12 protein-coding genes and 1 pseudogene are annotated in these 13155 nt (G+C 72.2%); 8 read left to right on the top strand and 5 right to left on the bottom strand.

The window, feature by feature from the left end; translation table 11 throughout:
• Positions 1-271: 271 nt before the first annotated feature.
• A complete protein-coding gene (locus tag ABZ016_RS27515; RefSeq protein WP_356919375.1) occupies positions 272-2299 on the top strand; it encodes an ATP-dependent DNA helicase in 2028 nt (675 codons plus the stop codon).
• 23 nt (positions 2300-2322) lie between these two features.
• On the opposite strand, the gene ABZ016_RS27510 is transcribed toward ABZ016_RS27515, so the two are convergent.
• Both ABZ016_RS27510 and ABZ016_RS27505 read right to left on the bottom strand, forming a co-directional pair.
• Positions 2323-2616, bottom strand: a complete 294-nt coding sequence (locus ABZ016_RS27510) for a DUF1330 domain-containing protein (RefSeq protein ID WP_356919374.1) — start codon at positions 2614-2616, stop codon at positions 2323-2325.
• Positions 2617-3026: 410 nt separating this feature from the next.
• Positions 3027-3350 carry a helix-turn-helix domain-containing protein gene (locus ABZ016_RS27505; RefSeq protein WP_356919373.1) on the bottom strand — a complete coding sequence of 108 codons (324 nt, stop codon included), beginning with the start codon at positions 3348-3350 and terminating at the stop codon, positions 3027-3029.
• Positions 3351-3581: 231 nt separating this feature from the next.
• Between ABZ016_RS27505 and nadC the strand changes: the two genes are divergently transcribed.
• Positions 3582-4475 carry a carboxylating nicotinate-nucleotide diphosphorylase gene (gene nadC / locus ABZ016_RS27500; RefSeq protein WP_356919372.1) on the top strand — a complete coding sequence of 298 codons (894 nt, stop codon included), beginning with the start codon at positions 3582-3584 and terminating at the stop codon, positions 4473-4475.
• A complete protein-coding gene (locus ABZ016_RS27495; protein WP_356919371.1) occupies positions 4463-5317 on the top strand; it encodes a PhzF family phenazine biosynthesis isomerase in 855 nt (284 codons plus the stop codon). Before nadC ends, ABZ016_RS27495 begins: the two co-directional genes overlap by 13 nt.
• 315 nt (positions 5318-5632) lie before the next feature.
• On the opposite strand, the gene xylA is transcribed toward ABZ016_RS27495, so the two are convergent.
• Entirely contained in the window at positions 5633-6799 is a 1167-nt protein-coding gene (gene xylA / locus ABZ016_RS27490) for a xylose isomerase (protein ID WP_356919370.1), read from the bottom strand.
• A 129-nt stretch (positions 6800-6928) separates the two neighbouring features.
• Here xylA and xylB point away from each other — a divergent pair, with 129 nt between their 5' ends.
• The 5 genes from xylB (at position 6929) to ABZ016_RS27465 (ending at position 12663) form a co-directional block, all read left to right on the top strand.
• Positions 6929-8374 (top strand): xylulokinase, encoded by a 1446-nt coding sequence (gene xylB / locus ABZ016_RS27485; RefSeq protein ID WP_356919369.1) that lies wholly within the window; start codon positions 6929-6931, stop codon positions 8372-8374.
• A 14-nt stretch (positions 8375-8388) separates the two neighbouring features.
• Positions 8389-9597 carry an ROK family transcriptional regulator gene (locus ABZ016_RS27480; protein ID WP_356919368.1) on the top strand — a complete coding sequence of 403 codons (1209 nt, stop codon included), beginning with the start codon at positions 8389-8391 and terminating at the stop codon, positions 9595-9597.
• A gap of 128 nt (positions 9598-9725) precedes the next feature.
• The gene (locus ABZ016_RS27475) at positions 9726-10121 is read left to right on the top strand and encodes a luciferase family protein (protein ID WP_356919367.1); all 396 of its coding nucleotides are present in this window, start codon (positions 9726-9728) and stop codon (positions 10119-10121) included.
• Positions 10122-10124: 3 nt separating this feature from the next.
• A complete protein-coding gene (locus ABZ016_RS27470; protein WP_356919366.1) occupies positions 10125-11297 on the top strand; it encodes a bifunctional class I SAM-dependent methyltransferase/NUDIX hydrolase in 1173 nt (390 codons plus the stop codon).
• A gap of 127 nt (positions 11298-11424) precedes the next feature.
• Complete coding sequence (locus ABZ016_RS27465; protein WP_356919485.1) at positions 11425-12663, top strand: phosphodiester glycosidase family protein; 1239 nt, start codon at positions 11425-11427, stop codon at positions 12661-12663.
• Positions 12664-12665: 2 nt separating this feature from the next.
• On the opposite strand, the gene ABZ016_RS27460 is transcribed toward ABZ016_RS27465, so the two are convergent.
• Together ABZ016_RS27460 and ABZ016_RS27455 are read right to left on the bottom strand one after the other, a co-directional pair.
• Positions 12666-12860: a hypothetical protein gene (locus ABZ016_RS27460; RefSeq protein WP_003988670.1), complete on the bottom strand. Its 195-nt coding sequence runs from the start codon at positions 12858-12860 to the stop codon at positions 12666-12668.
• Between the two features lie 111 nt (positions 12861-12971).
• Positions 12972-13155, bottom strand: a pseudogene (locus ABZ016_RS27455) (hypothetical protein); the annotation flags it as partial.

Raw genomic sequence — 13155 nt, 5'->3', positions numbered from 1 at the left:
ACCCAAATCGCCGCGTCGCACAACCGGACCACGAGCCTTTCCCGTGGATTCACTGCCTTTCCCGTGCCTGGAAAGTAGCACCGACATTCAAGGGAAACGACGGAATGCATGGCACGAAGTGCGGTCAGCCGTAAGGACATAGACGCAACAAGTAAGTCAAGACTTACCTTTAGGGGACTTTGGCCGTATGGTGCGGCCGAATCGAAGGAGTTTCTTGTTGTCAAGCATAAATGATTCTGCCGTGCGTGCGGTTGAATCGGAGCAACGTTACGTGTCCTCCTTGTATGAGCTGCTTACCGAGCGGCTTTCGGAGGCGCGAGCGAACCGGGCGAGTGTGCTGAAGGCCCAGGCGGACAGCGCCGGCGAGGCATACGAGAGAGAGATCGCCGCCGAGCGTCTGACCAAGGAGATCGGCCGGCTGGAGGGCGCCGAGAAGGGGCTGGTCTTCGGGCGCATCGACTGGACGGACGGCACGGCCCTGCGCATCGGGCGGATCGGACTGCAGACGGAGGAGGATGACCTGCCGCTGCTCGTGGACTGGCGCGCGAACGCGGCGCGGCCCTTCTACGAGGCGACACCGGTCCACCCGATGGATCTGCGGCGGCGCCGGCACCTGCGCCTCGAGGGGCGCACGGTCGTCTCGGTGAGCGACGAACTGCTGGACGGGTCCGCTCCGACCGACGAGGACGTCGTGGGGGACGGCCCGTTGACCGAGGCTCTGTCGGCACGGCGTACGGGCCGAATGCAAGCGGCCGTCGCGACGCTGCAGGCCGAGCAGGACGAGATCGTCCGCTCCGCCCACCGCGGGGTCACCGTGGTGCAGGGCGGTCCCGGCACCGGCAAGACGGTGGTCGCCCTGCACCGGGCGGCCTACGTCCTGTACGCGTTCCCGCGCGCCGCGGAGGAAGGCGTCCTCGTGGTGGGCCCCAACGCCCGTTTCCTCGACTACATCTCCCAGGTCCTTCCCTCGCTCGGGGAGAACGACGTCGATCTGGCGACCTGTCAGGAACTGGCCGGAGTGTCCCCGGACGCGGTGGACCCGTTCGACACGGCGCGCCTCAAGGGCGGCCTGGACCTCGCCGACGCCCTGGCCGGCCTGCTGCGAGACCACCAGGCCCCCGCCGGTGACTTCACCGTCCGGGTCGGGCAGGAACTGGTCCACCTGTCCGAGAAGGAGGTCGCCACTGCACGCGCCGCCGCCCTGGCGGCCACATCCGGCCACAACCCCGCGCGCCAGGCGTTCAAGGAACTCCTGGTAGACGCCGTCACCGACGCGATGCAACGGGACATGGGCGACCTCCTGGAGCAGATCGACGCCGATGCCGAGCAGATGACGGGCCTGAACTTCGACCGGTTCACCGGAGTCGCCCAGCGCCGTGCCGAGGGCGCCGCCTACCCGGGTCCGGTCCACGAGCTGGATTTGGACGCCATCGGGGCCGATCTTCTCGACGACGCCGGTGTCGACCGGGCGGTCGAGGCGCTGTGGCCGAGGCTGGCACCCGGCGACCTCGTGAAGGCACTGCTGACGGATGCCGACGCCCTGGCCGAGCGCCTGCCGACCCTGACCCCGCAGGAGCGGTCCCTTCTCCTGCGTGCCCCGGACGCCCCGTGGACCGATGCGGACGTGCCGTTGCTGGACGAGGCGGCGAGCCTGGTCGACGGCCCGCCCGAGCGCACGTACGGGCACGTCGTCGTCGACGAGGCGCAGGAACTGACCGCTATGCAGTGGCGGATGATCGTCCGCCGCTGCCCGGCGAGGGCGATGACGCTGGTGGGCGACTTCGCCCAGTCGGGCCCGGCCACGACGGCACGCGACTGGAAGGAAGCCCTGAGCCCGCATGTCGGGACGCGGTTCAGGCTGCACGACCTGACGGTCAGTTACCGCACCACGCAGGAGATCCTGGAGAGCGTCCGGGACCTGCTCGCGCGGATCGCTCCGGACCAGCGGCCCACACGGTCACTGCGCAGCGGTGAGAGCCCGCGCACCGTGACCACACATGGGGACGGGTTGGTCACCGCCGTCGTGGAGGAACTGCGCGCCCAGAGCACCGCGCAGCCGGACGAACTCCTGGGAGTGATCTGCGCGGACACCCGGGTAAGCCAGTTGACGGCTCACGGCATCGCCGACCACGCACGCATCGTGCCCGCGTCCGAAGCACGTGGCCTCGAGTTCGACGGGGTCGTCGTCCTGAACCCCGAGGAGATCATCACGGCCCGCCCCGGCGGGGAGAGGGACCTGTACGTGGCCCTGACCCGGGCCACCAAGCGCCTGTGCACCATCACCACCCAGCCCGCATGATGGCGCGGCGCCCGCGGGGCCGGTCAGTCGACGCCTTCGACGATGCGGAAGTCGCGCTCGACGGCGTCGGAAAGGACGTCCAGCGCCTCCTGGTATGCCGCGCTCTCGCGTGCCGCGACCGCCTGTTCAAAGGTGTCGAACTCGATCAGGACGGTGCGCTCGGCGATTCCGGCGTCGTGGGCGACGACCCGACCGCCGACGGCGAGCCTCCGCCCGCCCCCGGCCTGGACGGCCGGACCGGCCAGCTTGTTGTAGGCGGCCAGCTTCTCGGGGTCGGAAATGGTGCGGTAGACACTGACCCAGTAGCCCTTGGCCATGGAAACCTCCTGTGTTCGGACAAGCCTGCCAGGCGGTCTGGCTGATTGTGGTGTGCTGTTGAGATCAACCGGTGCGTGCGGTTTCCGGGTTGCCGTGCAGTGCCCGGACCAGTGTGAGCGGTTCGATGCGTGGCATGGACCCCTCCTGCTTCGGTTTCCGAATCACTATGGCGCTTCGGAAACCGAAGCGCAAGGAGTAGGCAGGGAAGCCGGAACGCCTCGGCCGGGTTCACCGGTACGAGGTCCCATTCAGGGCGCCGCCCGGTCATGGCTGCACTCGATCCGCTCGGGCGGCGCTGGACGCTGCGCATCCTGTGGAACTGCGCCAATCCCCGGCAGGCTTCGGGGAGTTGCAGCGCCGTTGTGAAAGCCCGTCATCGAGCGTGCTCAGCACCCAGCTCGGCGAGGACCTAGGTGCCGGTGCCGTCGGCGGGCCGCTCGCGGTTGCGGTGCGCCGGTTGCGGGTCGACCATCGCCGCCCAGCGCTCCGACCACTGGGCGAGGGGGCCGAGTGCGAGGCAGGCATCCCGCCCCAGTGGAGTGAGCTCGTACCGGCTGTCGGGTAGTTGGTGAACCACGTGGGCATCCAGCAGCTCGGTCAGGCGCTGCCGCATCACGCTGGAGGACATGTCGTCGCACTGCTGCTGCAGGGGGCGGAACCCGAGAGGGCCCCCGCGCAGCTCCCAAAGGATGCGCAGGCTCCACCGCCGTCCGAACAGGTCGAGTGCGGCCATGAGGGGGCGACCGGTGGTCGAACCACGAACTGGCTTGCCGGGTTTCGGGGTTGGCATGGCGTGGAGTCCAGCCTCCAAGGTTGATGCTTCGGATTCCGAAACGCTACCATCGGCGATCGCTTCGGAAAACGAAACGAAGGGGGCCGTCGCGGCAACCACCCGCCCGCGTCGCCCCGCACCGTGCACTGCGGAATCCACGATCACCGTCGACCACTCGGAGATGGAGAGCAGATGGCCACGACACAGTTTCCCTCGGCTGCGGGACGGGCCGCGGTCGCCGCCGCCCTGGCCGAGGACGCCTCGGGGAACGACATCACCACCGCGTGGAGTGTTCCCGAAGACCTGGCGGCCACGGCCGAAGTCCGCACCCGGCAGAGCGGCATTGCCGCCGGCCTCCCCGTGGTCGCCGAGGTCTTCGCGCAGGTCGATCCCGAGGTCGAGATCGAGGCGAGCGTCACCGACGGCGCCCGGCTGACCGAGGGCGACGTCCTGATGCGCCTGTCCGGCCCGGCGCGCAGCCTGATCACCGGGGAGCGCACGGCGCTGAACTTCCTGCAGCGCCTGTGCGGCATCGCGACACTGACCGACCGCTACGTCCAGGCCGTGGCCGCGACCAAGACCCGCATTCTGGACACCCGCAAGACGGCACCGGGCCTGCGTGCCCTCGACAAGTACGCGGTGGCCGTCGGCGGTGGCCGCAACCACCGGCTCGACCTCGCGGCGATGGTCCTGCTCAAGGAGAACCACATCGCCGCGGCGGGCGGGGTGACCGCAGCGATCGAGGCGGTCCGCCGCGGGATGGCGCGTACCGGGCAGACGGTGGAGGTCGATGTCGAGGTGCAGACCGTGGCAGAAGCTGCTGAGGCGCTCGATGCCGGGGCTCGCTGGATCATGCTCGACAACATGCCGTTGGCCGACATCGAGCAGGTGGTGAAGATCCGGGCCGGACGGGCCGACGCTCCCCGGATCCAGCTGGAGGCCTCGGGCACCGTCCGCCTGGACAGTGTCCGCGCCATCGCCGGAACGGGCGTCGACCTCATCTCGGTCGGAGCGTTGACACACAGCGCGCCCGCACTCGACCTGACGATGCTGCTGACCACCGGCCCGGTGCCGTGCCCGAGGTAGCGATCGTCGACGCGTGTCAGCGACAGCGCAGGGGTGGCAGCCCGACCGCCGTTCTGGACGACGCGCCGCTGACCGACGAGGAACGATGCCGTGTTCCCACGGAGTTGGGAACGTCGCACGCCGTCTTTCTCCGCGCGACCGGAGCCGAGCGCGCCCATCCGTCGTACACCCTCCGGTTCTTCACCGCCGCAGGCGAACTGCCCGCCTGCGGCCACGGCACCGTCGCCGCCCTCGCGCTGCTCGCCGAACGTGAAGGCGGCGACGACTACCGCGCCGTCCTGCGGACGGCCCACCGCAGCTTCGACGGCCGGGCCACCCGAAACGGTGACAGCCTGACAGCATCGTTCGATCCAGGCCCGGTCGGCCTGAGCGACGCCCGAGGGCCCGAAGTGGAGGCGATCGCACACGGCCTCGGACTGCCCGAGGACGCAGTCGCCGGGGACACCTGCGTGGCGTCGAACGGGCGGCCGAGGCTTCTGCTGCCCGTCCGGTCCCGCGCCGTACTGGCCGAGCTCACCCCGGACTTCACCCTGCTGCGCACAGCCTGCGACCGCCACGGTCTGCTGGGCTGCTACGCCTACTCGCTCCCCGACCGGCACGGCCGGGCGGCAGCCCGGATGTTCGCGCCGTCGATCGGAGTCCCCGAGGACATCGCCAACGCCAACAGCACGGCCTGCCTGGCCGCGCACGCGGCCGGATCCGGTACGGACCGTCTCATCGTCGACATGGGCGACCACCTCGGCTGCCCGTCGACCATCACAGCAACCGTTCACCACGACGGCGTGGAGCGCCGAATCCGGGTCGGCGGCCAAGCGACGATCGCGCGAACGGTCGTGCGCTGAGGCCTGCGGTACTCAGGGCAGGTCAGGCCGCGTGCCGAGCAGAGCCGCCCACGGGCTGTGGGCCGGTGCGGCCCGGACGAAGGGTTCGTGCGGTGCGTCGGGCGGGAGCGGACGCCGGGCCATTCCCGCCTCAGCGCCGACGGTGTACTGGGGGCAGCCCTTCAACACGCTGAACCTATAGGGAAGTGCTCGCCCTGCACCTGCACCTGCACCTGCAGACCGACCATGGCAGGGATCGCACGCTTCCGCTGTGTAGGGGCCGTCGGCCGGTCACTCACCTCTGACCGGCCGACGGCCCGGCACGCGCGCGTGCGCTCAGCCGCGCGCGCCCAGCAGGTGGTCCATCGCCAGCTGGTCCAGGCGCTCGAAGGCCATGCCACGGGCGGCGGCCGCCTCGACATCGAAGGCCTCGAAGGCCGACCGGTCGGCGAGCAGGGACTGGAGGCCGTCCGCGGCGGTCGGCAGGGCGAGCTCGTCCAGGCGGGACGCGCGCAGCGCCTCCTGGACCTCCGGGTCGGCGCGGAAGGCGGCGGCGCGCTCCTTGAGGATGAGGTAGTTGCGCATGCAGCCGGCCGCCGACGCCCACACCCCGTCGAGGTCCTCGGTCCTCGGCGGCTTGAAGTCGAAGTGCCGCGGACCGGTGTAACCGGCCGACTCCAGCAGGTCGACGAGCCAGAACGCGGCGCGCAGGTCACCGGCGCCGAAACGCAGGTCCTGGTCGTACTTGATGCCGGACTGGCCGTTGAGGTCGATGTGGAAGAGCTTGCCCGCCCACAGCGCCTGCGCGATGCCGTGCGGGAAGTTCAGCCCGGCCATCTGCTCGTGCCCCACCTCGGGGTTGACGCCGTACAGCTCCGGCCGCTCCAGGCGCTCGATGAACGCCAGGGCGTGGCCGACGGTCGGCAGCAGGATGTCGCCGCGCGGCTCGTTCGGCTTGGGTTCGATGGCGAAGCGCAGGTCGTAGCCCTGCGAGGTGACGTATTCACCGAGCAGGTCGAAGGCCTCCTTCATCCGCTCCAGAGCCGCGCGGACGTCCTTGGCGGCGCCGGACTCGGCGCCCTCGCGACCGCCCCAGGCCACGTACACCTGGGCGCCGAGCTCGACGGCGAGGTCGATGTTGCGGATGGTCTTGCGCAGCGCGTAGCGGCGCACGTCGCGGTCGTTGGCGGTGAACGCGCCGTCCTTGAAGACCGGGTGCGTGAAGAGGTTGGTGGTGGCCATCGGGACCTTCATGCCCGTGACGTCCAGCGCCTGCCGGAAGCGCTTGATGTGCGCCTCGCGCTCGGTGTCGCTCGAGCCGAACGGGATCAGGTCGTCGTCGTGGAAGGTGACGCCGTGGGCGCCCAGCTCGGCCAGGCGCTGCACCGTCTCGACCGGGTCGAGGGCGCGTCGCGTGGCGTCGCCGAAGGGGTCCCGTCCCTGCCAGCCGACGGTCCACAGGCCGAAGGTGAACCTGTCCTCGGGGGTGGGCTGGAAGCTCATGCCGCGGCTCCTTGCTCGCTGGGCTATTTCGTCATGCCGATTTACAAATTAGTATGCGGGCACCTCTCTGGGAAGAGACAAGATGTCTCGGGACGAGAGAAGCGGGACGCGAGAAGAGGGAGAAGCCCGATGTCAGCATCCGAGGGTCCGCTCGTCGTCGGCGTGGACTCGTCCACCCAGTCCACCAAGGCACTGGTCGTCGACGCGGCCACCGGCCGGGTCGTCGCGAGCGGCCAGGCGCCGCACACGGTCTCCTCGGGTGCGGGGCGCGAGAGCGATCCGCGCCAGTGGTGGGACGCGTTGTGCGAGGCCCTGCGCCAGTGCGGTGACGCGGCGCACGAGGCCGCGGCCGTGTCGGTCGGCGGGCAGCAGCACGGCCTGGTCACCCTGGACGGGCGGGGTGACCCGGTGCGTCCGGCGCTGCTGTGGAACGACGTGCGTTCCGCGCCGCAGGCCCGCCGGCTGACCGAGGAACTGGGCGGCGCGAAGTTCTGGGCCGACCGCGCCGGAAGTGTCCCGGCCGCCTCCTTCACGGTCACCAAGTGGGCCTGGCTCGCCGAGCACGAGCCCGAGGCGGCCCGCGCCACCCAGGCCGTGCGCCTCCCCCACGACTACCTCACCGAGCGGCTCACCGGGCAGGGCACGACCGACCGCGGTGACGCCTCCGGGACGGGCTGGTGGGCGTCCGGTGCGGAGTCGTACGACGCGGAGATCCTGGCGCACGTGGGGCTCGACCCCGCCCTGCTGCCCCGCGTGGTCCGGCCCGGCGAGGTGGCCGGCACGGTACGGGACAGTCATGATCTGCCGTTCTCCAAGGGCACGTTGGTCGCGCCCGGGACCGGCGACAACGCGGCCGCGGCGCTCGGCCTGGGATTGCGTCCCGGCGTGCCGGTGATGAGTCTCGGCACCTCGGGCACCGTGTACGCGGTGTCGCGGCACCGGCCGGCCGATCCGAGCGGCACGGTGGCGGGCTTCGCCGACGCCCGCGGCGACTGGCTGCCCCTGGCTTGCACCCTGAACTGCACGCTCGCCGTCGACCGGGTCGCGACGCTGCTGGGCCTGGACCGCGAGGCCGTCGAGCCCGGCACGGCCGTGACGCTGCTGCCCTACCTGGACGGCGAACGCACCCCGAACCTGCCGAACGCCTCCGGTGTGCTGCACGGCCTGCGCCACGACACGACCGCCGGTCAGCTGCTCCAGGCCGCCTACGACGGTGCCGTGCACTCCCTGCTGGGCGCGCTCGACCTGGTTCTGGACGAGGAGGCCGACCCCTCGTCGCCCCTGCTGCTGATCGGCGGCGGTGCCCGGGGCACGGCCTGGCAGCAGACCGTTCGGCGGCTGTCGGGGCGCCCCGTGCAGGTCCCGGAGGCCAGGGAGCTGGTGGCTCTCGGCGCCGCCGCGCAGGCGGCCGGGCTGCTGACCGGGGAGGACGCGGCGGCGGTCGCGCGGCGCTGGGACACGGCGGCCGGGCCGGTCCTCGAACCCGTCGAGCGGGACGAGGAGACGCTGGCCAGGATCGCCGGGGTACTCTCCGACGCGGCTCCGCTGCTGGAGCGGCCCACGGACACCCACTGAGGACTGGCTCAGGCATGACCGCACCACCGCACGAGGCTCACCCGGCCGGACCGGGACGCGCACTGCCCGACACCCAGCAGGGCATGCGCCGCCGCAACCTCGCCCGGGTGATGCACGCCGTCCGCGCCGAGGGGCCGCTGTCCCGGGCCGCCGTCGCCTCGCGGATCGGTCTGACCCGGGCCGCGGTGTCGACGCTGGTCGACGAACTCATCCGCTCGGGGCTGATCGAGGAACTGGGTCCGGAGCGGCCGGGGCGAGTGGGCCGCCCCGGGTCGGCGCTCGCCGTCAGCGGGCGCGGACCTGCCGGGATCGGCGCGGAGGTGGGCGTCGACCACCTGGCGGTCTGCGCGGTCGACCTGCGCGGGCAGGTGCGGTCCCGGGCCGTCCGGCAGGGCCCGAACCGGGGTCGCTCCCCCCGCCCGGTCGTCGCGGAACTCACCGAGCTGATAGGCCGGGTGGTCGCCGAGGCGGAGGGCGAGGGCCTGTGGCCGGCCGGGCTCGCCGTGGCCGTGCCGGGTCTGGTGGCGCGCGACGCCCGGACCGTCGTCCGCGCCCCGAACCTCGACTGGCGGGACACGGACCTCGGTGCCCTGCTGCCGGCGGGCCTCCCGCTGACCGTGGACAACGAGGCCAACTTCGGCGCGCTCGCCGAACTCTGGCTGGGCGACGGCACGCCGCGCGACTTCCTGCACGTCTCGGCGGAGATCGGTATCGGTGCGGCGGTCGTGGTGGACGGCGGACTGCTGCGCGGCACGCGCGGTTTCGCGGGCGAGCTGGGACACGTGCCGGTCCGGCCGGACGGCCCGCGGTGCCCGTGCGGCGGGCGCGGGTGCCTGGAGCAGTACGCCGGCGAGGAAGCGGTGCTGCGGGCGGCCGGGCTGGAACCGGGCGAGGACCGGGTCGGGCTGCTCGCGGGGCGTGCCGCGGAGGGTGACGAGGACGTGATCCGTGCGCTGCGCGACGCCGGCACCGCGCTCGGTGTCGCCCTGACCGGGGCGGTCAACCTGCTCGACCCGGAGGGCGTGGTGCTGGGCGGGGAGCTGTCCGGGCTGGCTCCCTGGCTGCTGCCCTCGCTGCGGGACGAGCTGGCGCGGCGCACGGCGGGCCCGGCCTGCCCCGTGTCCGTGTCACGGCTGGGCCCGGAGGGGCCGCTGCTCGGGGCCGCGCACTCGGTCGTGCGGGCGGTGCTGGACGATCCCGCCGCCGTCGCCGGACGACCCTGAGACCGGTCGCCAACTCCATCCAGGCAAGGCCGGTTCGGGCCTCTGTCGTTCCGGCCCCGCTCCTCACGTCCCGGTTACAAATCACTCAACCTCTGGTTGCGGCCCGGTGAGCAGGCGACGATGGGGCCATGAGTCTGGCCCAGCGCGCCCTGGAGCGCCTGCAGGCCTGGCCCGACCTGATGGCGGGCCCGGCGAGTTGCGGTACCGGACGGGCGCTCCGTTCTGCCCGTGACGAGATCGTCCACTTCCATTCCACGCGGGACGTGGACCTCCACCTCACCCACCGGGCCATCCAGCGCATCCACTACGACCTCGCCGGTTCGAGCGCGATCCACCTGGTTCCCGGCTCGTGCTGGGTGACGGTCCACCTCGACTGCTCGGCGGACGTCGACCTGCTGCTGGGCCTGGTCAGCATCGCCCTCAAGGCCCACCAGTCCCGGCCCGCTTCCGACGAGCCGCGGCTCGCCCGGTGCAACTTCCACCGCGTCACGGTGCTTCCGCGTGACGCGGCGGCGGGCGGCTGAGCCTTGGCGGCCCGACCGGAGGCGGTCAACGCCGAGGCCTGGTGCACGTACGGAGACCACCATCTGCGGCGCGGCACCGTGGTGCCCGAAGCGGCCAGGATCGACTGGGGCTTCGAGGGCGCGGGGCCGGGGACCGAGGTCCTCGGGGAGCTGACGGGCCGACGCGTGCTGGACCTCGGGTGCGGTGCGGCCCGGCACGCCGCGCATCTGGTCCGTGACCACGGCGCGCTGGTGGACGCGGTCGACGCCTCGGCCGGACAGCACGAACGGGCGCGCGCCCGCTACGGGTCCCTGCCCGGGCTGCGCCTGGTCCTGGCCGACGCCGTGGAGCATCTGCGCACAGCGGAGCCGTACGACGTCATCTACGCGGTCAACGCCGTCCCGTACATCGACCCGCACCGGCTGCTGCCCGCGCTCGCCGGGGCGCTCAAGCCGGGCGGCAGGTTCTGTTTCACCGTGCTGCACACGAACTCGCAGGGGGCGGGGCCGTCGGAGGAGGCCGGCGCCCGGCCGGAGATCCTGCGGCTGGCCGGCGGCGGTGACGTGAGCGTCCGGATGTGGGTCCTCACCACGGATCTCTGGACGGCTCTGCTCGCCGAGCACGGGCTGCGGGTGGAACACGTCGACGTCCTCGACACACCGGAGCCCGGCAACCGCGCGTCCTACCGGCTCTTCCGAGCGACCCGGCCGGTCCGCGTCTCCTCCCGGCCGCGTACCGCGAAGCCGCCGGTCGCCCATGCGGCGCTCGGGGTCGGTGCCATCCTGCACGGTCCCCGCGGGCTGCTCCTCGGCCGGCACCGGCACGGCACCTGGGAGCTGCCCGGCGGGACGGTGGAGCCCGGGGAGTCCTTGCAGGAGGCGGTCGTGCGCGAACTCGGCGAGGAGACGGGGCTCGAGGCCCGCCCGGAGGACGTCCGGCTGCTCGGGACGCTCCTCGACGACGCGGGCGGTGTCGTACGGGTGACCGTGGCCACCCGGGTCACCGCCTGGCGTGGCAAGCCGTCGGACCAGCCCGGGGAGAGCGTGGGCCGCTGGCGCTGGTTCGGTCTGGACCGGCTGCCGGAGGAGCTGTTCGTGTGCAGCGCGCAGGCGCTCACGGCCTGGCGGCCAAGGCTGCCCGTCGACCACGCGCCCGCTCGTTTCACGCCGTACGCCACCGGAACGGACGACAGCTGAAGCACCCGGAGGGGTACGTTTTCTCACCCGTTCCCGCGTAGTCGGCGCAGAGGTACTCCGTCCGCCCCCACTGTCTGCTGCACTTCCTCTGACAGTCGGTAAACCTGACGAGACATCAGGGGGCATGGTGACAGGTCGTCACAAGCGACGGGGAGCAGGCAGATCGGTCCTGGCGTTCCTCACGGCGTTCGGCGCGCTGGCCGGTGCCGCCCTGGTGGGGGCGGCACCGGCCGGCGCCGCCCAGAAGGCCGTCAAGGTCGCTCCGGGCGTGACGTACGAGCAGTTCGACATTCCCGCGGCCAAAGGGGTGGCGCACGCGCATGTGCTGAGCGTCGACCTGGACCATCCGCGTGTCCGGGTCGATCTGCTGTACCCCGGGGCGGTGGCATCCCGCGCGGCGGTCTCGCGGATGGCCGACGGCCAGGGGGCCGTAGCCGGTGTCAACGGGGACTTCTTCAACATCAGTGAGACCCAGCACCCGGGCGTCGAGGCGACCGGCGCGAGTGTGGGCCCGGCGATCGCGGCCGGGCGGACGCTCAAGGCGGCCGTACCCGACGGCCAGCGCTTCGGGCCGGCGCTGCCGCCCGGCACGACCACCGAGGACGTGTTCGGCGTCGGCACCGACGGGCGGGCGCGGCTGGACCGGCTGGCCCTCGACGGCTCGATCAGTACGGCCGAGGCACGGCTGCCGCTCGGCGGGCTCAACCAGTACGCGCTGCCGGTGGGTTCGGTCGGCGCGTTCACCACCGAGTGGGGCGATGTCTCGCGGGTCCGCGCCACCTGCGGCACGGACGCCGACCGGGCCGCTCCGTGCAGCACGGACACGTACGAGGTGACGGTCCGCAGCGGCCGGGTCGTCTCCGCCGCGGACACCCCCGGCAGCGGTCGCATCGCCAAGGGGACGACCGTACTGGTCGGCCGGGAGGCGGGCGCGCAGCAGTTGCGGAAGCTCGCCACCGGCGACGCGGTCAAGGTCGAGCGCCGTCTCGTGGCGGCCGGGAACGGCATGCCGTACCGGCTCGCCCTCGGCGGCTACCCGGTCCTCACGGGCGGGCGGCCGCTGCCGGGCCTGGACGACACCGCCTCGGCCGTCCGTACCGCCGTGGGCATCGCCGACGGCGGGCGACGCGTGCTGCTGCTGGCACTGGACGGCGCGCCCGACTACCGCAGCGGCCTGACGATCGCCGAAGTGGCCGCCGCCATGCGCCGGCTGGGCTCGCAGGACGCCTTCAGCCTGGACGGCGGCGGGTCGTCCACGCTGGTGGCCCGGAAGGCGGGCGCGAGCAGCGTCTCCGTACGCAACCACCCGAGCGGCGGCGCCGAACGCCCCGTCCCGAACGGCATCGGCGTGTTCTCGGGGTCCTGACCTCAGGGCCGCAGACTGCTGACGATGTCCGCCGTCGCCGTGAGGCCGCTCTGGATGGAAGGGGCGATGCTCGTGCTGGCCAGGTAGAAGCCGAGCATCAGGCAGACCAGGGCATGGGAGACCTTCAGCCCGCCGCTGCGCAGGAAGATCAGCGTCAGGATCAAGAGCAGCAGCACCACAGAGATGGAAATGGCCATCGTCAACTCCTCCGCCACGCCGCCATGTCCGGTTCACGACGTTCGGCCGTAAGTGTGGCGTAGCGGAGGGTTCGTCCGGGCGGCTGACCTGTCCGCCGAACGTGTGATGTCCTACCGGTCCCGCACGACCTCGCCGGGCGGGGTGGGGGGCGTGTGGCCGGGGGGGGGGGTGGGGGGTTTGGGGTCGTGCTGGGCCGGGGTGCCGGTTTCTAAGGGGGGCGCGAGGGTGTCGTAGACCTGTTCGGGGACCTGGGGGGGGTTGTGTGTGCACAGCACGTCGACCTCGCCCACGGCC

It is taken from the genome of Streptomyces sp. NPDC006372, from assembly GCF_040612515.1.
In the GTDB taxonomy this organism is placed as follows: Bacteria; Actinomycetota; Actinomycetes; order Streptomycetales; family Streptomycetaceae; genus Streptomyces.
This window is presented reverse-complemented; position numbering and strand designations above follow the sequence as displayed.

Excerpts from the sequence above, each read along its gene's own strand:
- ABZ016_RS27510 (WP_356919374.1), bottom strand. The coding sequence starts at position 2,616 with ATGGCCAAGGGCTACTGGGTCAGTGTCTACCGCACCATTTCCGACCCC.
- ABZ016_RS27480 (WP_356919368.1), top strand. The coding sequence starts at position 8,389 with ATGACCGCACCACCGCACGAGGCTCACCCGGCCGGACCGGGACGCGCA.
- xylB (WP_356919369.1), top strand. The coding sequence starts at position 6,929 with ATGTCAGCATCCGAGGGTCCGCTCGTCGTCGGCGTGGACTCGTCCACC.
- ABZ016_RS27460 (WP_003988670.1), bottom strand. The coding sequence starts at position 12,860 with ATGGCCATTTCCATCTCTGTGGTGCTGCTGCTCTTGATCCTGACGCTG.
- ABZ016_RS27475 (WP_356919367.1), top strand. The coding sequence starts at position 9,726 with ATGAGTCTGGCCCAGCGCGCCCTGGAGCGCCTGCAGGCCTGGCCCGAC.
- xylA (WP_356919370.1), bottom strand. The coding sequence starts at position 6,799 with ATGAGCTTCCAGCCCACCCCCGAGGACAGGTTCACCTTCGGCCTGTGG.
- ABZ016_RS27505 (WP_356919373.1), bottom strand. The coding sequence starts at position 3,350 with ATGGCCGCACTCGACCTGTTCGGACGGCGGTGGAGCCTGCGCATCCTT.
- nadC (WP_356919372.1), top strand. The coding sequence starts at position 3,582 with ATGGCCACGACACAGTTTCCCTCGGCTGCGGGACGGGCCGCGGTCGCC.